Origin of the sequence: Nocardioides marmotae (assembly GCF_013177455.1) — a bacterium.
Classification (GTDB): domain Bacteria; phylum Actinomycetota; class Actinomycetes; order Propionibacteriales; family Nocardioidaceae; genus Nocardioides; species Nocardioides marmotae.
Genome location: NZ_CP053660.1, coordinates 631,254 through 652,004, shown reverse-complemented (window position 1 = coordinate 652,004; position 20,751 = coordinate 631,254). Strand labels below are relative to the sequence as shown.

The following is a 20,751-nucleotide window of genomic DNA, read 5'->3' as shown; positions in this document are numbered from 1 at the left end:
GTGCCCGGACCGGCCGCGGACGACCACCCGCCCGGGCTCCCCTCGGAGCGCTCCCCCGGGGCCGCTGCGTCTGGTTTCATGGGCCCATGGCTTTGAACGATCCAACCCCGACCGGCGCCGAGTGGTGGCGGCACGCGGTCACCTACCAGGTCTACGTGCGCAGCTTCGCCGACAGCGACGGTGACGGCGTCGGCGACCTGCCCGGCATCACCTCGCGGCTGCCGTACCTGCGCGACCTCGGCGTCGACGCCTTGTGGATCACGCCGTTCTACACCTCGCCCCAGCACGACCACGGGTACGACGTGGCCGACTACTGCGACGTCGACCCGCTGTTCGGCACGCTCGCCGACGCCGACACCCTCGTGGCGACGGCCCACGACCTGGGCCTGAAGGTGATCGTCGACCTGGTGCCCAACCACAGCTCGAACGAGCACGCGTGGTTCCAGGCCGCGCTGGCCGCGGGGCCGGGCAGCCCCGAGCGGGCCCGCTACATCTTCCGCGACTCCCCCGCCGACCGGCCCGGCGAGCCGCCGAACAACTGGCTCTCGGTCTTCGGCGGCCCGGCATGGACCCAGGTGCCGGACGGCCAGTGGTACCTCCACCTCTTCGACTCCACCCAGCCCGACTTCGACTGGCGCAACCCCGAGGTCGGCGAGATGTTCGTCGACGTCCTGCGCTTCTGGCTCGACCGCGGCGTGGACGGCTTCCGGGTGGACGTCGCCCACGGCATGGTCAAGGAGGACGGCCTGCGCGACCAGGTGGTCGGCGAGGGCGAGGAGCTCGGCAGCGGGGCACCGATCAACGAGGAGCACTCGATGGTCGAGCGGACCCTGCGCGACGAGCCGATGTGGGACCAGCCCGAGGTCCACGACGTCTACCGCCGCTGGCGCACCGTGCTCGACGAGTACGACGGCGACCGGATGATGGTGGCCGAGGCGTGGACCCAGACGCCGGAGTCGATGGCCCGCTTCGTGCGCCCCGACGAGATGCACCAGTCCTTCAACTTCGCCTGGCTGCTCGCGCCGTGGTCGGCCAAGGCCTTCGCCGACGTCATCACCGGCACCCTCGAGGCGATCGCCCCCGTGGGCGCCTCCCCGACCTGGGTGCTGAGCAACCACGACGTCGTCCGGCACACCACGCGGTACGGCGGCGGCGAGCGCGGCCTGGCGCGCGCCCGCGCCGCGACGATGGCGATGCTCGCGCTGCCCGGCTCCTCCTACCTCTACCAGGGCGAGGAGCTCGGCCTCGAGCAGGTCGACGTGGAGCCGGAGTTCCGCCAGGACCCGTCCTGGTTCCGCACCGGCGAGGTCGGCCGCGACGGCTGCCGGGTCCCGGTGCCGTGGAGCGGCGACACCCCGCCGTACGGGTTCGGCCCGGGCACGGAGCAGCCGTGGCTGCCGCAGCCGCTGGACTGGAAGGCGATGCACGTCGAGGCGCAGGCGGCCGACCCCGACTCGACGCTGGCGTTCTACCGCTCGGCGCTTGCCGCGCGGCGTACCTTCGCCACCACCGGGAGCGACGACGTCGAGATCCTCGACTCCGGCTCCCCGGAGGTGCTGCTCTTCCGGCGCGGGCCGGTGACCGTGGCGGTCAACTGCGGGTCCGAGCCCGTCGCACTGCCGCCCGGTGAGCTGCTGCTGGCCAGCGGCCCGGTCGTCGCCGACCTGCCGCCGGACACCGCGGCCTGGCTGGCCGGCTGAGCCGGCTGGGCGGCTGAGCCGGGCTGGGCGGTTACTCGGGGCCGAGGGTCGCGTTGTAGCGGCCCAGGCTGGCCGCGAGGTCGGCCAGGTCGTCATCGGTCCAGTCGTCGAGCCGCTGGTCGAGGTAGCGCCGGCGCGCCGTGGCGACCTCCTCGATCCGCCGGGCGGCGTCCGCGCTCACGGCGAGGAGCGTGGCGCGGCCGTCGTTCGGGTCCGGCGAGCGGTCGACCAGGCCGAGCTCGAGGAGGTGCTGGACCTGCCGGCTGATCGCGCCCTTGTCGATCCCGAAGACCTCCGCGATCTCCGAGGCCCGCACCGGCCCGTGACCGATGAGGTAGTCGAGCATGAAGTACGACGCCGGCTGCAGGTCGGGGTGGACGGTCCTGGCGCGCTCGCCGATGACGCGGCGGACGCGTCGCATGAGCACGCCGACCTCCTGCTCCAACCGGCGCAGGGAGTCATCGCGCCCCGTCGCCCCGGTCGCGTGCGGGTCCGCGGTCACGGGGGTCACGGTCGTGGCGGTCATCGCCGGCTGAGCTCCTCGGTCGCTTCGGGGGCCGAAGTCTCGGGCGACGGCTCGTCCTGCGTGGTGGTGCGCAGCGGCACCTCCTTGATGAAGAGCACGCACAGCAGCGCCACCGCGGCGAACGGTACCGACACCATGAACAGGTGGCCGGTGGCCTCCCCGAAGGCGCCCTCGTAGAGCGCGCGGATCGGAGCGGGCAGGTCGGCGAGGTCCGGGATGCTGCCGCCGCCGCCCGCCGCGGAGGGGTCGACACCCATCTGGCGCAGGCCGGAGGCCATCTTGTCCGAGACCTGGTGCGCCAGGAGCGCGCCCAGCGCGGAGACCCCGATCGTGCCGCCGATGGAGCGGAAGAACGCGACGACCGAGCTGGCGGCGCCGAGGTCGGCGGCCTTGGCGTTGTTCTGCACCGCGAGGACGAGGTTCTGCATCGTCGCCCCCATGCCGACGCCGAGGACCGCCATGAACAGGCCGACGAGGACCAGCGAGGTCTCGGCGTCGATCGTCGAGAGCAGCGCGAAGCCGGCGACGACGAGGACCGAGCCACCCACGAGCCAGCGCTTCCACAGGCCGGTGGCGGTGATGATCCGGCCGGAGACGATGCTCGAGACCAGCAGGCCGCCGACCATGCAGATCGACATCAGGCCGGCGTTGGTGGGGGTCATGCCTCGCGACATCTGGAAGTACTGGCTCAGGTAGACCGTGGAGCCGAACATCGCGACGCCGATCATCACCGAGGCCAGGGTGGCCAGCGAGGTGGTGCGGTCGCGGAACAGGCGCAGCGGGACGACCGGCTCGGTGGCGACCTTCGCCTCGACGTACAGCGCGGCGCCGATGACCACGGCGGCGGCGGCGAGCATCGCGGCGGTCGTGCCCGAGGCCCAGGCGAACTGCTCGCCGGCCAGGGAGACCCAGACCAGCAGGATGGAGACGCCCGCGACGATGAGCGTCGCGCCGGCGTAGTCGATCTTGACCTCGCGCTTGACGACCGGCAGGTGCAGCTTGGCCTGGAGGACGACGAAGGCGAGCAGGGCGACCGGGATGCCGACGTAGAAGCACCCGCGCCAGCCGAGCGGCGAGTCGACGATCAGGCCACCGAGGAGCGGTCCGCTGACGGTGGCGGTGGCGAAGACCGCGCCGATGTAGCCGGAGTAGCGGCCCCGCTCGCGGGGGCTCACCATCGAGGCGATGACCACCTGCACCAGCGCGGTCAGGCCGCCGACACCGAGGCCCTGGACGGCGCGAGCACCGATCAGCACCTCCATGTTCGGGGCGAGACCGGCCATCAGCGAGCCGACCGCGAAGATGACCAGCGCCACCTGGACCAGCATCTTCTTGCTGAACAGGTCGGCGAGCTTGCCCCAGATCGGGGTGGTCGCGGTCATCGTGAGCAGCGTCGCGACCACGACCCAGGTGTAGCCGCTCTGGCTGCCCTCCAGCTCGGTGACGATGCGCGGCAGCGCGTTGCTGACCACCGTGCTCGACAGCATGGCGACGAACATGGCCAGCAGGAGGCCGGAGAGGGCCTCGAGGATCTGGCGGTGGGTCATCTCCCCGGTCTGCTCGGCGGTCGGGGCGGGCGGTGCTGGCGTCACGGGGTCTCGCTTCGTCGGTACGGCTGGTGCGGTCACGCACGGTGAACAGTTGACAACGGCAACCTTATTCCCGGTGGTTGCCTGGGACAACTTGTCGCGTGTCACAACCGGCGCCGGTGGGCGGCCCGGACATGCAGCGACCCGCAGGTGTGGTCCTCCGTGGAGGACCCCTGCCGGCGGACGGGGCCGGCTCACCTGCGGGTCGGGTAGCTGCTGTGGATTCGCCAGCAGCCTGCGGGGCAGCGCCCCGTCGTCCTGCTGGGGCTGCTAGCGGGCAGCCACCTCACGCGTCCTGAAAGAACTCATTCTTCGGACCACCTCCTCTCCCGTGTGCTGCCAACGGTAGGCCGGGGTCCGGGGCCGCTCAAGGGATTTAAGGCGCCAGCCGCTGCGTCGTCCAGCCGTCACCCGACCGGGTGTAGAGCAGCCGGTCGTGCATCCGGCCCGGGCGGCCCTGCCAGAACTCCACGGCCTCCGGGCGCACGACGTACCCGCCCCACTCCTCGGGGACCGGCAGGTCGGCGTCGGGCACGTCGGCGAAGCGCCGCTCGACCTCGTCGTACGCCGCGGCGAGCTCCTCGCGCCCGGCGACCGGGCGGGACTGGTGCGAGGCCCAGGCGCCGAGCTGCGAGCCGCGCGGGCGGACCGCGAAGTAGTCGGCCACGGCCTCGCGCGAGAGCGGCTCGGCGACCCCGTCGACCCGCACCTGCCGCTCGAGGGGGTGCCAGGGGAAGAGCAGCGCGCAGAGCGGGTCGGCGGCCAGCTCGACGCCCTTGCGGGAGGCGGTGTTGGTGAAGAAGACGAACCCGCGCTCGTCGAGCTCCTTGAGCAGCACCATCCGCGAGGCCGGCCGGCCCTCGGTCGAGACGGTGGAGAGGACCATCGCGTTGGGCTCGTGGACCGCGTCCTCCACCTCGGCGAACCACCGGCGGAACATCGTCAGCGGGTCGGGAGCCAGGTCGTCCTCGGCGAGGCCTGCGGCGGCGTACTCGCGGCGCAGGCCGCGCAGGTCGAGCTCGTCGCGGGCATCGGGTGCAGGGTCGGCCATGTCGCCACTCTAGGGATGGGTACAGAATGCGCAGGCTCGCCCTCCGGGGTGCGCACCGCAGGGACAACCGCAGAGACAAGGGAGTCAGACGATGGTGGACGTGCACCACGGGCTCGAGGGCGTCATCGCCTTCGAGACGGAGATCGCGGAGCCCGACAAGGAGGGCTCGGCGCTGCGCTACCGCGGCGTGGACATCGAGGACATCGTCGGCCGGGTGCCGTTCGAGAACGTCTGGGGCCTGCTCATCGACGGCGCCTTCGACCCGGGCCTGCCCGCCGCCGAGGCCTACAACATCCCCGTCCACACCGGCGACGTGCGCGTCGACGTGCAGGCCGCGATCGCGATGCTCGCGCCGGCCTTCGGGTTCCGCCAGACCTACGACATCTCCGACGAGCAGGCCCGCGCCGACCTCGCCCGCGTCGCCGTCATGGTGCTGTCGTACGCCGCGCAGTCCGCCCGCGGCCTGCACCAGGCCGTCGTGCCGCAGTCGGTCGTCGACGAGGGCCGCACCCTCGCGGAGAAGTTCCTCATCCGCTGGAAGGGCGAGGCCGACCCCAAGCACGTCAAGGCCATCGACGCCTACTGGTCCTCGGCGGCCGAGCACGGCATGAACGCCTCGACCTTCACCGCCCGCGTGATCACCTCCACCGGCGCCGACGTCGCCGCGGCGTTCTCCGGCGCGATCGGCGCGATGTCCGGTCCGCTCCACGGCGGTGCCCCCTCGCGCGTGCTCGGCATGATCAGCGACGTCGAGGAGTCCGGCGACGCCACGGCGTACGTCAAGGGCCTGCTCGACAAGGGCGAGCGGCTCATGGGCTTCGGCCACCGCGTCTACCGCGCCGAGGACCCCCGCGCCCGCGTGCTGCGCCGCACCGCCCGCGAGCTGAACGCGCCGCGCTACGAGGTCGCCGAGGCGCTGGAGAAGGCCGCGCTGGCCGAGCTGCGCGAGCGGCGCCCCGACCGGGTGCTCGAGACGAACGTGGAGTTCTGGGCCGCGATCGTCCTGGACTTCGCCGAGGTGCCCGCGAACATGTTCACCTCGATGTTCACCTGCGCGCGCACCGGCGGCTGGTCGGCGCACATCCTGGAGCAGAAGCGCACCGGCCGGCTGATCCGGCCCTCCGCCGTCTACACCGGCCCCGCCGCCCGCGGGCCCGAGACCATCGAGGGCTGGAACCCCGCCTGGGGCAAGTGAGCCCGAACGCCTGACCTCTCTGCCGGCCGTCGCCCCCTCGGGGCGGCGGCCGGCGGCGTTCCGGGGCTGCTCAGTCGTGGAGCCTCAGTCGTGGAGCCTCAGTCGTGGAGCTCAGTCGCGCAGCCGCCCGGCGTACCAGGACGTCTGCCCGCGGCCGGCCTTGCGGGTCAGCGAGATGTGCACGTGGTCGCGGTGGCGCAGCGTGGCCGAGCACGTCGAGCGCTTGCGGCACGAGGAGCTGAGGTACGGCTCGGGCTCGAAGGAGTCCCACGCGGCGTACCTCCGGTCGTTCCAGATGAGGTGCATGATCCCCATCCGCCGCGCCTTCGCGTGCGACCGTGCCCGGCCGGGCCGGGCCATGCGGGTGTCGCCCCGGCGGCCTACAGCAGCTTGGCGTAGCAGCGCGAGATCGGGGAGTCCCGGTAATAGCCGAAGCCCGGCACCGGCACGTAGCCCGCCGACTCATACAGCGCCATCGCCTCCGGCTGGCGCACCCCCGTCTCGAGCACGAGCGCCTCGAACCCCGCCTCGGCCGCGGTCCGCTCCAGGTGCGCGAGCATCCGGCGGGCGTGCCCGCGGCGCTGGGCGGCCGGCACGACGTACATCCGCTTGACCTCGGCGGTCACCGTGGCGCCCAGCGCCGCGACGGACGAGCGGCGCCACGCGCCGGTCGCGACCGGGAGGTCGCCGACGTACCCGACGAAGAAGCTGCCGGTCGGCGGCGCGAACATCTCCGGGTCGATCGGCGACTCGTCGCGGCCGCCGTAGCGGGCGACGTACTCCTCCTGCACCTGCTCGATGAGGGCGAGGGCGTCGGGGTGGCCGTAGTCGACGCGGACCACCCGCAGCTCCTCGCCGCACGGCTCAGGCGAGCGAACCTCCACAGCCGTCACAGAACCTCGCATCAGGGTCGTTGCGCACGCCGCAGGAGCGGCAGTACGGGCCGGCTTCGTGCGCCTCGCGGGCGTGCGACCCGTCGTCGACGGTCCGGCCGACGCCCATGATCCCCCGGCCGTCGGAGAGGTACGACGCGGAGTCCTTCACCACGGGCATCGTCTCGCCCGCGCCATAGCGGGCGGCGACCCCGCCGAAGCCTGCATTGAGGAACATGCCGCCGATCGCGAAGACGAGGAAGCCGCCGATGAAGCACAAGATCGAGCTGGCCGGCGGGCCGTCCCAGCCGTCGTAGGAGATGAACGAGATGAACCCGTAGGCGCTGACCGCGAGGCCGGCCGGTGCGAGCACGCAGCCGGCGACCCGGAAGAACGCGCGGGCGCCCGCCTGGTTCCGCAGACCGGGGTTGGTGCTGGTCATGGTTCCTCCGATTCCGTGAAGCCTCGCGGCTGCTGCGAGACTCTGGGTGCGCTGACAGCGTCGTCAGGGAGCCACTCCTACCCACCCGGAAGGCAGTTCATGACCGACGTGGACCCCCAGATCCAGCTCCGGATCCCCAACGACCTGCTGCCCGCGGACGGGCGCTTCGGCGCCGGTCCCTCCAAGGTGCAGCCCGAGCACCTCGACGCGCTCGCCGCGACCGGGACCGCGCTGATGGGCACCTCGCACCGTCAGGAGCCCGTACGCGCGGTCGTGCGCCGGGTCCGCGAGGGCCTGGCCGAGCTGTTCTCGATGCCCGAGGGGCACCAGGTGGTGCTCGGCAACGGTGGCGCGACGGCGTTCTGGGACGCCGCGGCGTACGGCCTCATCGAGCGGCGCAGCCAGCACCTGGTCTTCGGGGAGTTCTCGCAGAAGTTCGCGACCGCCGCCTCGGCCGCGCCGTGGCTGGAGGAGCCCACCCTCGTGACTGCGCCCCCGGGCTCGCTGCCCGTGGCCGTCGCCGAGGACGGCGTCGACGTCTACGCCTGGGCACAGAACGAGACCTCCACCGCCGTGATGGCCCCCGTCGTCCGGCCCGCCGGGACCTCCGCCGACGAGGCGCTCGTGCTCGTCGATGCCACCTCCGGCGCCGGCGGCCTGCCGGTCGACCTGACCCAGGTCGACGCCTACTACTTCGCGCCGCAGAAGTGCTTCGCCTCCGACGGCGGCCTCTGGCTCGCCGTGATGTCCCCCGCCGCCATCGAGCGCGCCACCCGCATCGGCGCCTCCGACCGACACGTGCCGGCGTTCTTCGACCTGCCCACCGCGATCGAGCAGTCGGCGAAGGACCAGACCTACAACACCCCCTCGGTCGCCACCCTCTTCCTCATGGCCGAGCAGCTGGACTGGATGCTCGCCAACGGCGGCCTCGCCGGCATGGTCGAGCGGACCACGGCCTCCTCCACCGCCCTCTACTCCTGGGCCGAGGCCTCCCCGCTCGCCTTCCCGTACGTCGCGGACCCGGCCCACCGCTCCCTCGTCATCGGCACCATCGACTTCGAGCCGCAGGTCGACGCCGCCCGCCTCGCCGCCGTCCTCCGCGCCAACGGCATCGTCGACACCGAGCCCTACCGCAAGCTCGGCCGCAACCAGCTGCGGATCGCGATGTACCCCGCCGTCGACCCCGCCGACATCCAGGCCCTCACCGCCTCCATCGACTGGGTGCTCGAGCGGCTCGTCTGAGGCTGGTCTGCTCGCCCCGCCGCTGGTCGCGCAGGAGGCGCGCCAGCGCCGACGTGTCGAAGCCCCTGGCAGCCGACCCCCGCTGCTGGGCGAGCAGGAGGCGCCCTGGCGCCGACGTTGTCGAGGCCCCGTGAGCCGACCTTCGGGCTGCGGGCCGTGGGTGGTTGCGGCTTTGGCAGCTATGGACCAGGTACGTCGTGGGTCGCGGTTTGCTGCCGGGTCTCTGGCCGCCGCCCCCGCTGGTCGAGCAGGAGGCGCGCCAGCGCCGACGTGTCGAGGCCCCGTGAGCCGAGCTTCGGCCTGCGGGCCGTGGGTGGTTGCGGCTTTGGCAGCTATGGGGCGAGGTGCGTCGTGGGTCGCGGTCTGCTGCCGGCTCGCCGGCCGCCACTGACGAGGCCGACCAGCTCGGAAGATGCAGCCAGACCCTTTCATTCGAGCAGGTGTTCGAGTAGAATGAGGCATGGCCTTGATCGCGACGCTCGAGCACCCGCTGGACACCCCAGCCGACGTGCTGAGCCTCGCGCGCGCCAAGCAACGCGCGGCCAATGCGGCCGAGGCCGAGCTTCTCGAGGCGGCGGTCCAGTGGTGCGTGCTGCACCCGGCTGAGTCGCTGGATGAGGCGGCCACCTGGTCGGTGTTCCGCGGGTTCGGCGACAAGCCGGTCTGCTTGGCCGGTGAGGGTGCGCCGTTCGTGACCGAGTTCGCCGTCGTGGAGTTCGCCGCCGGGCTCGGGAAGTCCGAGGACGCCGGCCGCGCCTATCTCGCCGAGGCCCTCGAGCTGCGCTACCGGCTCCCCAAGCTCTGGAAGAAGGTCACGGACCTCGACCTGCCCGCCTGGAAGGCACGCTCGCTCGCCCGGCGCACCCTGCACCTGCCGAAGAAGGGCGCCGCGTTCGTCGACACCCACCTCGCACCCGTGGCTTCGACGATCGGGCCGGCGGCGTTGGAGCGGTTGCTGGAGGAGGCGCTGGTCCGGTTCGACCCCGACGAGGCCCAACGTGTTGCGACCGAGCGGGCCGAGGCCCGTCACGTGACGGTCCAGTCGCGGCAGGTGTCCTTCGACGGCCACGTCGACGTGTGGGCCACCCTCGACCTGGCCGACGCGCTGGACCTCGACGACGCCCTGACGAAGGGCGCCGCCAAGCTCGAGGCGCTGGGGTGTACCGACACCCTCGACGCCCGCCGCTCGGTCGCGCTGGGGGACATGGCGCGCCGGCAGCTGAGCCTGGAGTTCGACACCGACCCCAAGCCACTGGTCGTGCACGTGCACCAACGGCCCGACGGGACCCTGGACGACATCACCCGCGTGGAGAACACCCGCGGGTTCGTCCTCACCACCCAGCTCGCCGACTGGTGCACCCGCGCCGCACGCAGCACCACCGCGAACACCATCACCGTCAAGCCCGTCATCGACCTCAACGCCCGGATCCACGTCGAGGCCTACGAGGTCCCCGACCGCCTCAGCCAACAGACCCGGCTCCGCGACCTGCACTGCGTCTTCCCCTGGTGCACCCGCCCCGCCCACGCGAACAGCCGGGTCGACGACGACCACGTCATCCCCCACGCCAGGGGCGGACCGACCGCGACCGAGAACATCGCCCCACTCTGCCGACGCCACCACCGCGCCAAGACCCACGCCGGCTGGTCACAGCAGACACCGGCAGCGGGGGTGTTCGAGTGGCGAAGTCCGACCGGACTCACCTACCGGGTCGACCACCACGGCACCCACGACCTCGGCCCCGAACCACCCCCGCCCGAATCACCGGCTGCCGAGCCGTCCCCGACGTAGATCGACCGCCCACCACCCCGCCGGAGCACCCGACCGGCGGGGAATCGGCACGCCAGCTCACAGACGGAGCTTGTAGCCCTCGTGACTGGCTCGATACCCGAGGGCCTCGTAGAAGCGGTGAGCCTCGGACCTCGCCTTGTCGGTCGTCAGCTGGGCGAGCGTCGCGCCGTGCTCGCGGGCGTACCTGTGCGCCCACGCGAAGAGCGCCGTGCCCAGCCCGATCCCCCTCGCGCTGCTCGCGAGACGAACCGCCTCGATCTGGAGCCGCTTGGCACCCTGCCGGGCGAGACCGGGGATGAGCGTCAGCTGCAGTGTTCCGGCAACGGCGCCGTCAGCGTTCCGGACGGCGACGAGGAGCTGGTTCGGATCGCGGTCGATCTCTCGGAACGCCGCGAGGTACGGCGCGAGGTCGAGGGACTCCCGTCCGGCTCCGAGGAGATCGTCGGCCAGCAGCGCGACCAGAGCGGGGACGTCTGCCTCGACCGCACGGTCGATGCCGAACCTGTGCCCGTCGATGTCAAGGGGGATCATCTCCACCTCCCGAGCATGTCATCCAGACGCCGCTGGCGGCCGCTCGTCGTCGAGGCGCGACCGGATCAGGTCGTAGGCCGACCGCCCGAAGGCGACCATTCGCGCCTCGTCGACCGAGGTGTCGGCGGAGCGGAACACCTCGAGCGCCGCGTCGACGGCGTCCTCGCGCGGCCAGCCGTAGACGCCGGCGGAGACGAGGGGGAAGGCGACCGAGCGGGCGCCGAGCTCGTCGGCGACCTCGAGGGCGCGGCGGTAGCAGGAGGTGAGCAGCCCGCGGTCGGTCTCGCCGGCGTTCCGGTTGGGCCCGACGACGTGGATGACCCAGCGGGCCGGCATGCGCCCGGCGGTGGTCCAGCCGGCGTCGCCGGTGGCCAGCCCGCGGGGGAAGCGCCGCTCGCAGTCGGCGAGCACCTCCGGCCCGCCGGCCGCGTGGATGGCGCCGTCGACACCCCCACCACCGCGCATGCGGCGGTTGGCGGCGTTGACGACGGCGTCGACGTCCTGCTGGGTGATGTCGCCCTCGACGACGGTGATCCTCATGGCCCTCACTCCTCCCGGATGAGCTCGAGGGTGGCCCGCTCGAGCGCGGCCTGGCGCTCGTCGGGGGTGTCGTACTCCCGCGAGGTGGTCTCCTCGATGGTCCGCCCGTCCTCGTAGGCCTCGATGACGCGCGGGTCGACGTAGGAGGACCGGGCCAGCGTGGGGGTGTTGCCGAGGAAGGAGGAGACCTCCTTCATCGCCCCGGACACCGCGCGCTTGCGCGACGCCTTGCTCTCGCCGTGCTCGGGCGTCGCGGCCAGCGCGGCGGCGGCGAGGACGGTGGCGTGCCAGGTGCGGAAGTCCTTCGCGGTCACCTCGAGGCCGGTGGAGGCGCGGACGTACTCGTTGACCAGCGCCGGCAGCACGTCGCGCCAGGAGCGCCCCTCCTTGTACGACAGCAGCCGCCCGGGCCCGCCGCGGCGGCGCCGCATCGCCTCGATCGTCTCGATGACGACCGCGTCGTCGATCTCGATGCGGTGCTGCACGCCGGACTTGCCGACGAAGGCGAAGACCAGCCGGTCCTGCCGGCGCCGGACGTGGCGCCGCTCGAGCGTGGTCAGGCCGAAGCTGCCGTTGCTGTCGGCGTACACGTCGTTGCCGATCCGGAAGTAGCCGAGGTCGAGCAGCCGCACGGCGGCGGCGCACGCCCGCTCCAGCGGCATCCCCTCGCGGCCGAGGTCGGCGACGACGAGCTCGCGGGCGCGGGTGAGCGCGGCGCCGAACTCCTCCATCCGCGCGAACTTCTCCGCGTCGCGGCGCTCCCGCCACGCCTGGTGGTAGAGGTACTGGCGGCGCCCCGCGTCGTCGGTGCCGACGGCCTGGAGGTGGCCGTGGGGGTACGGTGTGATCCACACGTCGCGCCACGCCGGCGGGATCACCAGGCCGCGGATCCGGCCGATCTCCTCCTCGGGCAGCCGGTCACCGTGCTGGTCGAGGTAGACGAAGCCCCGGCCCGCGCGCCGGCGCGTCCAGCCGGGCTGGTCCGGCGACGTACGACGCAGACGGGGCATGCGCGACGGTTGCCCGCCCGCGCGAGCCCCAAACGTGCAGGTCAGCGGGGCCGCATGGAGCGCAGCAGCGCGACCAGCACCCCCAGGGCGAGGAAGCCGCCCAGGAACCACGGCCACTCGGGCCGCTGCGCGTCCTCGACCTCGGTCAGGTCGACGCCGAGCCCGCGACCCGGCGTGGGCGTCGAGGTGGGTGCGGCGTCCTCGGTCGAGGCGGGGTCGTCGTCGACCCCCGCCACCTGCGCGCGCAGGTCCGCGGGCAGCGGCACCCGCAGCACGGGTGCGTCGACGCCCTCGCTGCTGACGAAAACGCGGCCCTCGTCGTCGACGGCGATCCCCTCCCCCTGCTGCTGCTCGGGCAGCCGCACCTCGCCGACCTGCTCGAGGTCCGGCCAGGTGTAGACGACGGCCCGGGAGTAGTCGCGCAGCACCAGGTGCCGCCCGTCGGGGAAGAACGCTCCGTCGGTCGCGACCGGCAGCGCCGCCCCCACCGGCTCGAGCTCGTTCGGCCCGTCGGGGTCCAGCTGCTCGGGCGCCTCGAGCACCTCGGCGCCGAAGATCGTCTTGGTCACCACCACCAGCCGTCCGGTGCCGGGCTCGACCAGCAGCGACTCGGCGTCCCGCGCGCCGTCCGGGTGCACCAAGGTGTACGTCGCCGGGTCGGCGTCGCGGTCGGTGCGCCCGACGGGCACCCGAGCCACGGTGATCGACTCCCGCGCGCCACGGTTGTCGCCGATGTCCCCGACCCACACCGAGGAGCCGCCGGCCGGCGCCACCGCCTCGACGTCGACCGGGTCCTCGGTCCACCGGGTGACGCCCACGGTGTCCCCGGTGGCGGGGTCGACGACGAAGACGCGTCCGGTGTCACCGGAGTCGTTGACAGTGACGAAGAGCCCGTCGACGACGGCCAGCCCGCTGGACTCGACGATGTCGGGGTCGGTCAACCGGAGGACGACCAGCCCGTCGGCGCCCGCCGGGGCGGTCGCGGCAGCGAGCAGGAACGGCACGACCGCCAGCCCGGTGAGGACGCGCTCGAGCACCATCCGGCCGGCCGGTCAGGCCAGGCCGAGGAGCTCGGCCAGCTTGGGGCGGATCGACCAGGTGGTGACCAGCTCGTCGTACTCCTTGCGGACCCCGCCGCCCTTGACCGGGGAGCCGGTGCGCACCGCGCGGAGCATGGTGTTGCGCGGGGTGTGCTGGGACTCCACGAACTGCACGACGTCGACGCGGTAGCCCTGCATCCGCATCAACGCGGCGCGCAGCCCGTCGGTGAGGGTGTCGGCGAGCCGCTCGCGCAGGATGCCGTGGCGGGTGATCAGCGCGTAGGGCGACGGGGTCGGCGCCCGGCGCAGCTGGGCGGCGATGTCGTGGTGGCAGCAGGGCGCGGCCAGCACGAGCTGGGCGCCCCACTCCACGGCGCGGGCCAGCGCCTCGTCCGTGGCGGTGTCGCAGGCGTGCAGGGCCAGCACGACCTCGGGGGCCGGGTCGAGCTGCGCGCCGGCGATCGAGCCGACGACGAACTCCGCGTCCACGCCGAGCTCGGCGGCGACCGCGCTGTTGTGCTCGCGGGACTGCTCCTTGACGTCGACGCCGGTGACGACGACGGGCAGCTGCTTGACCTCGGCGAGGTAGCGCTGGGCGGTGAAGGTCAGGTAGGCGTTGCCGCAGCCGAGGTCGGCGATCCGCAAGGGCTCCTCGGCGGTCGGGCGGCGCAGGTGGCCCTTCTCGATCGCGTCGGTGACCGAGGAGTCCAGCAGCCGCAGGAACTCCTCGACCTGGCGCAGCTTGGCGTGCCGGCTCGGCTTGAGCCGGCCCTGCGCGTCGGTGAGGCCGAGGGCCTTGAAGACGGGGTCGTCCTCGGGGAGCAGCCGCTCCTTGTCGCGGTCGTGGCCGCGGTCGGGCTCGACGGGCTCCTGACGGGCGGTGGTGTGCACGACCGCCTCGAGCTTCTTGGTGACCCGCACCTGGTGGGACTCGGTGGTGGTCTCGACGTGCCAGCTGGCGAACGGCTCGTCGAGCAGGTCGTCGACCGCGTCGCGGGCGGCGTCGCCGACGGCGTAGTTCGAGGTGTGCGCCTGGGTGGCGTCGTACGCCGTGACCTGGAGGTGGCGCCCGGCCTTGATGTCGACGTAGCGCAGCTCGACGCGGCGCCAGCGCGGCTCCTGGCCCTTCTGCTTGCCCGAGGCGACCGCCCGGACCAGCGTGTCGGGGTCGAGCAGGTGGCCCCGCATCCGGGCGAGGACGCGCAGCAGCGGCTCGCTCACCGGTTCATCACCGCGGAGACCACGACGATGACCAGGAGGACCGCCAGCGCGACCGGGATGATGAGTCTGCGGTGGCGCGGGTTCACGCCTCGAGCCTACTGGCGAGCAGCTCGGCGAGGTGCAGCGCGGGGACCTGCGCCAGGTCGTCGAGCTGGATCTTGCACGACATGCCGTCGGCCAGGACGACCGCGTCGGGGTTGGCCCGCACGGCCGGGAGCAGGTGGGTCTCCGCGACCGCGACCGAGGTCTCGTAGTGGCCCTTCTCCATGCCGAAGTTGCCGGCCAGGCCGCAGCAGCCCGCGACCCGGGTGACCGTCGCGCCGGCCCTCTCCAGCAGCCGCTGGTCCGCGGCCCAGCCGAGCACGGCCGACTGGTGGCAGTGCGGCTGGGCGACGACCTCGACGCCGGTGAGGTCGGGCAGCGCGACGTCGAGCCGCTCGAGCGCCTCGGCGAAGGTCAGCACGCCGCGGGCGACGACCTCGGCCCGCGGGTCCTCGGTGAGCTCGGCCAGGTCGCTGCGCAGCGAGGCCAGGCAGGACGGCTCGACGCCGAGGACCGGCACGCCGCTCTCGACGTACGGCGCCAGCGTGGCCGCCGTGCGCGCCGCCATGGTCCGCGCCTTGTCCAGCTGGCCGGTGGTGGTCCAGGTCAGGCCGCAGCAGGCCCGCTCGGGGATCACCGCCACCCGCAGCCCGGCCGCCTCGAGCACCCGGATCGCGGCCAGCCCGCTGCCGGGCTGGAAGTGGTCGGTGAAGGAGTCCGCCCACAGCCACACGTCCGGCGTCTCGGGACCGGACGCGGCCGAGGAGGCGGCGGCCACCTGCTTGCGCAGGGTGCGCGCGGGGAAGGCCGGGATCGAGCGGCGCTGGTCGATGCCGGCGGTCGCCTTCGCCATCCGGGCCAGGGGACGCAGGCGCAGCATCCTGTTGACCGCCGGGGCCATCGGCGCGGCCAGCGCGGCCCACCGCGGCAGCCGGCCGAGGGTGTAGTGGGTCAGCGGGCGGCGGCGGCCGGCGTAGGTCTGGTGCAGCGTCTCGGACTTGTAGGTCGCCATGTCGATGCCGGTGGGGCAGTCCGAGGCGCAGCCCTTGCACGACAGGCACAGGTCGAGCGCCTCGTGGACCGCCGGGTCCTTCAGGCCGTGGACCAGCGAGCCGTCGAGGGCCTCCTGCAGCACGCGCGCGCGGCCGCGGGTGGAGTCCTTCTCCTCCCGCGTCGCGAGGTAGGAGGGGCACATGACGCCCTGGCCGGGCAGGGACGGCACGACGCACTTGCCGACGCCGGTGCAGCGGTGGACCGCAGCGCCCATCGAGCCCTCGTCGTGCAGGAAGCGCAGCGCGGTGCGCACCGAGGCCCGGGGCCGCTCGGGCCGCAGGTCGGCGTCGAGCGGGTCGGGGTCGACGAGCACCCCGGGGTTGAGGATCCCGGCGGGGTCGCAGATCGCCTTGACCGCGCCGAAGAGCCGCAGCGACTCCTCGTCGTACATGATCGGCAGCAGCTCCGAGCGCGCGCGCCCGTCGCCGTGCTCGCCCGAGAGCGACCCGCCGTGCTCGCGCAGCGTGGTCGCGCAGGCCACGAGGAACTCGCGGAACCGCGCCGCCCCCGCGCTCCCGGCCTCGCCCCCGCCGGCGCCGGCCTCGAAGGGGAAGTCGATGCGCACGTGCACGCAGCCGTCGCCGAAGTGGCCGTAGGGCACGCCGTCGAGGTCGTGCTCGCGCAGCAGCGCGTCGAAGTCGCGCAGCCAGGCGCCCAGCGCCTGCGGGGGTACGGCGGCGTCCTCCCAGCCCGCGTGGGCCGGGCTGGCCAGCGAGCGGGCGGCCAGGCCGGCGCCGTCCTCGCGGATCCGCCACAGCGCGGCGGCCTCCGCGGCCGAGTCGACCATCCGCGACTCCAGCGCCCCGGCGGCCGCGACGACCGGCGCGAGCAGCCCGGGGTCGCTCACCTCGACGAAGAGCCAGCCGGCACCGCGCGGCAGGTCGGGGACCGCTCCCCCACGGGCGCGCACCAGGTCGACGATCCGGGCGTCGAGGCCCTCGCAGGCCACCAGGCCGCCCTGCTCGACGGGGACCGCGGCGTCGACCGGGCGGCCGGCCGCGGCGAGGATCGCCGGCACCGCCTCGGCGGCCTCGATCATCGAGGGGTAGCCGAGCACGACCAGCTGCCGTGGGGTCTCCTCGACCAGCCGCACGGTCGCCTCGCGGACCACCGCGAGGGTGCCCTCGGAGCCGGCGAGGAACCGGTCGACCGAGCGCCGCTCGGGCAGCAGGTGCTCCATCGAGTAGCCGCTGACCTGCCGGGAGAACCGGCCGAAGGTCGTGCGCACGTGCGCGAGGTGGGCCTCGGCCAGCGCCGCCAGCCGGGCCGGTACGTCGCCGGCGGTCGTGCCCCAGACCGGGTCGATCGCGACCACGTTGTCGGAGGTGCGGCCGTAGCCGAGCGCCCGCGAGCCGCAGGCGTTGTTGCCGATCATCCCGCCGATCGTGCAGCGGGTGTGGGTCGAGGGGTCGGGGCCGAAGCGCAGGCCGTGCGGGGCGGCGGCCTTCTGCAGCACCTGGTGGACGACGCCGGGCTGGACCCGGGCGGTGCGGGCCTCCGGGTCGATCTCGAGCACCCGGTTCAGGTGCTTGACGGTGTCGACGACCAGGCCGCGGCCGACCGCGTTGCCGGCGATGGAGGTGCCGGCGCCGCGCATGGTCAGCGGCACGCCGACCGTGCGGGCGACGTCGACGACCGCGGTCAGCTCGTCGGCGTCGCGCGGGCGCACGACCGCCTGCGGGACGACCCGGTAGAGCGAGGCGTCGGAGGAGTACAGCGCCCGGGTCAGCGTCGAGTCGTCGGCGTCGGTCACGCCGCGGCGGGCCAGCTCGGCGAGCAGGTCGGCGCTGGTCACGGTCGTGGGGTCGGTGACGGGGTCGGTGACGGTCATGCGTCGTCCCTCCGGCGGTAGCGGGTCCGCGTCGACCAGACGGTCCAGGCGACGACGAAGACGAGGAAGCAGGCCAGGCCGAGGAAGAACACCGGGCCCAGGGCCGGGTCCTCGGAGCGGGCGGCGGTGGTCGTGACGACCACCAGGAGTGTCAGGAACAGCACGGTGGCCGCCCCGATGACGTGGAGGTCGGCGCGCATCATCGCGCGCATCCGGCGCTCCCGCTCGGGGGTCGCGGTCCACCAGTCCTTGTGCGGGACGTTCAGGAGCGTGATCGGCACCCGGTCCGCCAGCGCCGCCGACGCCCCGAGCACGACCGCGAGCAGCGCGCCGACCAGGCCCATCGTCAGCAGCGCCTCGGAGCGGGTCCCCCACCGGTCCGGCTCACCGGAGCCGGAGAAGTGCAGCGGCACCTCGTCGGGCAGCAGGAGGGCCGCGGCGACCAGCGCGACCGCGAAGCAGGAGAGCGAGAGCAGGAAGGAGAGGCGCGCGGTCACCAGTGCTCCATCGAGCCGCGGAAGACGCCGGCCAGGTCCTCGCCGGTCACCTCGCGCGGGGCGGTCGCCAGCAGGCGCTGCTGCTTGAGGGCGCCGTCGACGAGCGGCTCGACGTCGCCGTCGCCGTACCCCACCTCGGCCAGGCCGTTCGGGATGCCGATGTCGCGCATCAGCCGCACGAGCACGCCGGGCAGCACGTCGGGGCCCTCGCCGAGGTCGGCGTCGGGCTCGAGCAGCCGCGCGGCGCGCAGGTGCCGGCCAGGGTCGGCCTCGAAGGTGAACCGGAACGCCTCCGGCGCGGTCAGCGAGACGGCCATGCCGTGCGGGACGATCGGCTCGTCGGCCGGATAGCCCTCGGGGCGGAAGTCGCGGACGCGGCCGGCGATCGGGTAGGCGTTGGCGTGCGGGATGTGGACGCCGGCGTTGCCGAAGCCGAGGCCGGCGAAGGTGGCCGCGAGCGCCATCTGCTCGCGCGAGACGGTGTCCGAGCCGTCGCGGACGGCCTGGCGGAAGGCGCCGGCGAGCAGCGAGAGCGCCTTCTCCGACCACATGTCGGCGACCGGGTTCGCCCCGCAGTAGGGCACCCGCTGCTCGGGGGTCTTGGCGTCGAAGTCGGCGTACCACCGCGCGGTGTAGCTCTCCAGCGCGTGGCAGAGGATGTCCATGCCCGAGGCGGCGGTGACCATCGCCGGCTGGGTCATCGTCAGCGCCGGGTCGACGACCGCGAGCCGCGGGCGCAGCGCGGGGTGGCTGATGCCGGTCTTCACGTGCAGCGCCAGCACGTCGAGCACGCAGATCGTGGTGCTCTCCGCGCCGGTGCCGGTCGTGGTCGGCACCGCGACCAGCGGCAGCAGCGGCTGCGTCGGGGCCTGGGCCCGGCCGACCGGCGCGTTGACGTAGTCCATCAGCTCGCCGGGGTTGGTGGTGAGCAGGTTGACGGCCTTGGCGGTGTCGATGGTCGACCCGCCTCCGACCGCCACGACGGCGTCGAAGGGCCCGGCGTCGCGGGCGAAGTCGATGGCCTCGACCATCGAGGCGTCGGTGGGCTCCACCCGGGCCCGGTCGTACGTCGTCACGTGGATCCCGCGGGCCGACATCTGCTCGGCGATCCGCGCCGGGTGGCCGGTCGCGGCGACGCCGGCGTCGGTGACGAGCAGCACCCGCTCGGCCCCGAGGGCCTGCAGGTCGTGCCCGATCTCACCCGACGCCCCGGTGCCGAACTTCAGGGCCGGCGCTGCGTACGTGAACACGGTCTCAGACACCCGGTCAGGGTAGCCGCGGCGAGTGCACCGAAAGGCGCCGGTCCAGCGCGGGCGCCACCTACGATGACCGCCGGGAGAGGGGGGCTCCGTGGATCGACCTGTGCGTCGCGCGCTGCGCTGGCTGGCGCCTGCCCTCGTGCTGCTGCTCCTCGCCGGCACAGCGGTCGCGGTCTCCCTGCGCGGCGAGCCCGAGAGCACCGCCGCGTCCGGGGCCGCCCACGTGCGGGTCGAGGGGCACCGCCTGGTCGACACCCGCTCCGGGCAGACGTTCGTGCCGCGCGGGGTCAACTGGAGCAGCTTCGAGTACGCCTGCGCCCAGGGCTGGGGCTACTCCGCGCTCGACTCGCTGCTCAGCGAGGACCCCTACACCGCGGAGGCGACCGCGATCGCCCGCTGGGGGGCCAACACCGTGCGGCTGCCGCTCAACCAGGACTGCTGGCTCGGCACCCGCGGGGCACCCGTCAGCGACGAGCACGAGGAGCGCAGCCCGCAGGCCTACCGCGCGGAGGTCCGCCGGTTCGTCGACGCGCTGCACCGCGCGGGCCTCGTGGTCGTGCTCGACCTGCACAGCCGCAAGCGGATGGCGACGCCGGAGTTCGGCAACCTCGCGATGCCCGACCCCGAGTCCCTGGCGTTCTGGACGTCGGTCGCGACGGCGTACCGCGACAGCCCCTCGGTGCTCTTCGACGCCTTCAACGAGCCCTACAGCCGGTACGACGGCGCCGACCGGCTCGTCTTCGACCTGTCGTGGCAGTGCTGGCGCGACGGCGGCTGTCGAGCGCCCGTCGAGGACGACCGCACCGCGACCGACGGGCGGGTGACCTTCCCCGTGCAGGGCATGGCGCGCGTGGTGTCGGCCATCCGCGCGGCCGGGGCCGAGCAGCCCGTCCTGCTCGGCGGCCTCGACTACGCCAACGACCTCGAGGGCTGGCTGGAGTTCGCGCCCGAGGACGACCAGCTGGTTGCCTCCTTCCACCTCTACGACTTCAAGGCCTGCGCCGACCGGGCCTGCTGGGACCGCGTCCTCGCGCCGCTGGCCGAGCGCGTCCCGGTGCTGACCGGCGAGCTCGGCGCCACCGACCCGCTCGACGGGTTCGTCGAGGACTACCTCGCCTGGGCCGCCGACCACGGCATCGGCTCGCTGCTGTGGGTCTGGGCCGACCACGCCGGGGACCCGATGTCGCTGCTCGCCGAGGCGCCGGCGGTGCCGAGCCGGTGGGGCCGGCTCGCGGCCCGGCTCCTCGGCGGCGACGCCGGGCCTTGAGGAGAACCTGAGGAACCGGCCCCACCGGTCCAGTCCTCCGGGCTCCAAACGCAA

The 20,751-nt window shown here is 73.5% G+C and carries 19 protein-coding genes; 5 read left to right on the top strand and 14 right to left on the bottom strand.

Annotated elements, in window-relative coordinates:
• Positions 1-86 precede the first annotated feature (86 nt).
• On the top strand, positions 87-1,700 hold the full coding sequence (locus tag HPC71_RS03080) for a glycoside hydrolase family 13 protein (RefSeq protein ID WP_154613605.1): 1,614 nt from the start codon (positions 87-89) through the stop codon (positions 1,698-1,700).
• Between the two features lie 31 nt (positions 1,701-1,731).
• Here HPC71_RS03080 and HPC71_RS03075 read toward each other — a convergent pair whose 3' ends face one another.
• The 3 genes from HPC71_RS03075 to pdxH all read right to left on the bottom strand — a co-directional run bounded on the left by HPC71_RS03075 (position 1,732) and on the right by pdxH (position 4,866).
• Positions 1,732-2,226: a MarR family winged helix-turn-helix transcriptional regulator gene (locus tag HPC71_RS03075; RefSeq protein WP_154613604.1), complete on the bottom strand. Its 495-nt coding sequence runs from the start codon at positions 2,224-2,226 to the stop codon at positions 1,732-1,734.
• Positions 2,223-3,818 (bottom strand): MDR family MFS transporter, encoded by a 1,596-nt coding sequence (locus HPC71_RS03070; protein WP_257866156.1) that lies wholly within the window; start codon positions 3,816-3,818, stop codon positions 2,223-2,225. Before HPC71_RS03070 ends, HPC71_RS03075 begins: the two co-directional genes overlap by 4 nt.
• A gap of 373 nt (positions 3,819-4,191) precedes the next feature.
• Positions 4,192-4,866, bottom strand: a complete 675-nt coding sequence (gene pdxH / locus HPC71_RS03065; RefSeq protein ID WP_171896074.1) for a pyridoxamine 5'-phosphate oxidase — start codon at positions 4,864-4,866, stop codon at positions 4,192-4,194.
• A 91-nt stretch (positions 4,867-4,957) separates the two neighbouring features.
• On the opposite strand from pdxH, the gene HPC71_RS03060 reads away from it, so the two are divergent.
• On the top strand, positions 4,958-6,061 hold the full coding sequence (locus HPC71_RS03060; RefSeq protein ID WP_154612995.1) for a citrate synthase 2: 1,104 nt from the start codon (positions 4,958-4,960) through the stop codon (positions 6,059-6,061).
• Between the two features lie 111 nt (positions 6,062-6,172).
• Here the strand turns inward: HPC71_RS03060 and HPC71_RS03055 are convergent, their stop codons facing one another.
• From HPC71_RS03055 to HPC71_RS03045, 3 genes are all read right to left on the bottom strand, one after another.
• Positions 6,173-6,376 carry a hypothetical protein gene (locus tag HPC71_RS03055; protein WP_154613603.1) on the bottom strand — a complete coding sequence of 68 codons (204 nt, stop codon included), beginning with the start codon at positions 6,374-6,376 and terminating at the stop codon, positions 6,173-6,175.
• Between the two features lie 65 nt (positions 6,377-6,441).
• A complete protein-coding gene (locus tag HPC71_RS03050; RefSeq protein ID WP_253943877.1) occupies positions 6,442-6,903 on the bottom strand; it encodes a GNAT family N-acetyltransferase in 462 nt (153 codons plus the stop codon).
• 22 nt (positions 6,904-6,925) lie between these two features.
• Positions 6,926-7,375 (bottom strand): zinc ribbon domain-containing protein, encoded by a 450-nt coding sequence (locus HPC71_RS03045; RefSeq protein WP_154612992.1) that lies wholly within the window; start codon positions 7,373-7,375, stop codon positions 6,926-6,928.
• Positions 7,376-7,474: 99 nt separating this feature from the next.
• On the opposite strand from HPC71_RS03045, the gene serC reads away from it, so the two are divergent.
• Entirely contained in the window at positions 7,475-8,617 is a 1,143-nt protein-coding gene (gene serC, locus HPC71_RS03040; RefSeq protein ID WP_154613602.1) for a phosphoserine transaminase, read from the top strand.
• A 460-nt stretch (positions 8,618-9,077) separates the two neighbouring features.
• Positions 9,078-10,406 carry an HNH endonuclease signature motif containing protein gene (locus HPC71_RS21150; protein ID WP_154613601.1) on the top strand — a complete coding sequence of 443 codons (1,329 nt, stop codon included), beginning with the start codon at positions 9,078-9,080 and terminating at the stop codon, positions 10,404-10,406.
• A gap of 57 nt (positions 10,407-10,463) precedes the next feature.
• Here the strand turns inward: HPC71_RS21150 and HPC71_RS03030 are convergent, their stop codons facing one another.
• From HPC71_RS03030 to HPC71_RS02995, 8 genes are all read right to left on the bottom strand, one after another.
• Positions 10,464-10,937 carry a GNAT family N-acetyltransferase gene (locus HPC71_RS03030; protein WP_154613705.1) on the bottom strand — a complete coding sequence of 158 codons (474 nt, stop codon included), beginning with the start codon at positions 10,935-10,937 and terminating at the stop codon, positions 10,464-10,466.
• An 18-nt stretch (positions 10,938-10,955) separates the two neighbouring features.
• On the bottom strand, positions 10,956-11,477 hold the full coding sequence (locus HPC71_RS03025; protein WP_154613600.1) for an O-acetyl-ADP-ribose deacetylase: 522 nt from the start codon (positions 11,475-11,477) through the stop codon (positions 10,956-10,958).
• Between the two features lie 5 nt (positions 11,478-11,482).
• Complete coding sequence (locus tag HPC71_RS03020) at positions 11,483-12,487, bottom strand: DNA topoisomerase IB (protein ID WP_154613599.1); 1,005 nt, start codon at positions 12,485-12,487, stop codon at positions 11,483-11,485.
• Positions 12,488-12,528: 41 nt separating this feature from the next.
• Positions 12,529-13,527 carry a hypothetical protein gene (locus HPC71_RS03015; protein ID WP_154613598.1) on the bottom strand — a complete coding sequence of 333 codons (999 nt, stop codon included), beginning with the start codon at positions 13,525-13,527 and terminating at the stop codon, positions 12,529-12,531.
• Positions 13,528-13,539: 12 nt separating this feature from the next.
• Positions 13,540-14,748: a class I SAM-dependent methyltransferase gene (locus HPC71_RS03010; protein WP_253943876.1), complete on the bottom strand. Its 1,209-nt coding sequence runs from the start codon at positions 14,746-14,748 to the stop codon at positions 13,540-13,542.
• Positions 14,749-14,830: 82 nt separating this feature from the next.
• Positions 14,831-17,674: an FAD-binding and (Fe-S)-binding domain-containing protein gene (locus tag HPC71_RS03005; RefSeq protein ID WP_154613597.1), complete on the bottom strand. Its 2,844-nt coding sequence runs from the start codon at positions 17,672-17,674 to the stop codon at positions 14,831-14,833.
• Positions 17,671-18,171 carry a DUF1648 domain-containing protein gene (locus HPC71_RS03000; protein ID WP_171896072.1) on the bottom strand — a complete coding sequence of 167 codons (501 nt, stop codon included), beginning with the start codon at positions 18,169-18,171 and terminating at the stop codon, positions 17,671-17,673. Before HPC71_RS03000 ends, HPC71_RS03005 begins: the two co-directional genes overlap by 4 nt.
• Entirely contained in the window at positions 18,168-19,433 is a 1,266-nt protein-coding gene (locus HPC71_RS02995; RefSeq protein WP_171896071.1) for a hydroxyacid-oxoacid transhydrogenase, read from the bottom strand. Before HPC71_RS02995 ends, HPC71_RS03000 begins: the two co-directional genes overlap by 4 nt.
• 88 nt (positions 19,434-19,521) lie before the next feature.
• On the opposite strand from HPC71_RS02995, the gene HPC71_RS02990 reads away from it, so the two are divergent.
• Positions 19,522-20,697: a glycoside hydrolase family 5 protein gene (locus HPC71_RS02990; RefSeq protein ID WP_154612985.1), complete on the top strand. Its 1,176-nt coding sequence runs from the start codon at positions 19,522-19,524 to the stop codon at positions 20,695-20,697.
• Positions 20,698-20,751: the final 54 nt, after the last annotated feature.

What these genes read in the sequence shown, in the direction of transcription:
- HPC71_RS03060 (WP_154612995.1), top strand. Translation starts at nt 4,958, where the DNA reads ATGGTGGACGTGCACCACGGGCTCGAGGGCGTCATCGCCTTCGAGACG.
- HPC71_RS03055 (WP_154613603.1), bottom strand. Translation starts at nt 6,376, where the DNA reads ATGGGGATCATGCACCTCATCTGGAACGACCGGAGGTACGCCGCGTGG.
- HPC71_RS03080 (WP_154613605.1), top strand. Translation starts at nt 87, where the DNA reads ATGGCTTTGAACGATCCAACCCCGACCGGCGCCGAGTGGTGGCGGCAC.
- HPC71_RS21150 (WP_154613601.1), top strand. Translation starts at nt 9,078, where the DNA reads ATGGCCTTGATCGCGACGCTCGAGCACCCGCTGGACACCCCAGCCGAC.
- serC (WP_154613602.1), top strand. Translation starts at nt 7,475, where the DNA reads ATGACCGACGTGGACCCCCAGATCCAGCTCCGGATCCCCAACGACCTG.
- HPC71_RS03020 (WP_154613599.1), bottom strand. Translation starts at nt 12,487, where the DNA reads ATGCCCCGTCTGCGTCGTACGTCGCCGGACCAGCCCGGCTGGACGCGC.
- HPC71_RS03015 (WP_154613598.1), bottom strand. Translation starts at nt 13,527, where the DNA reads ATGGTGCTCGAGCGCGTCCTCACCGGGCTGGCGGTCGTGCCGTTCCTG.
- HPC71_RS03075 (WP_154613604.1), bottom strand. Translation starts at nt 2,226, where the DNA reads ATGACCGCCACGACCGTGACCCCCGTGACCGCGGACCCGCACGCGACC.
- HPC71_RS03045 (WP_154612992.1), bottom strand. Translation starts at nt 7,375, where the DNA reads ATGACCAGCACCAACCCCGGTCTGCGGAACCAGGCGGGCGCCCGCGCG.
- pdxH (WP_171896074.1), bottom strand. Translation starts at nt 4,866, where the DNA reads ATGGCCGACCCTGCACCCGATGCCCGCGACGAGCTCGACCTGCGCGGC.
- HPC71_RS03030 (WP_154613705.1), bottom strand. Translation starts at nt 10,937, where the DNA reads ATGATCCCCCTTGACATCGACGGGCACAGGTTCGGCATCGACCGTGCG.
- HPC71_RS03025 (WP_154613600.1), bottom strand. Translation starts at nt 11,477, where the DNA reads ATGAGGATCACCGTCGTCGAGGGCGACATCACCCAGCAGGACGTCGAC.
- HPC71_RS03005 (WP_154613597.1), bottom strand. Translation starts at nt 17,674, where the DNA reads ATGACCGTCACCGACCCCGTCACCGACCCCACGACCGTGACCAGCGCC.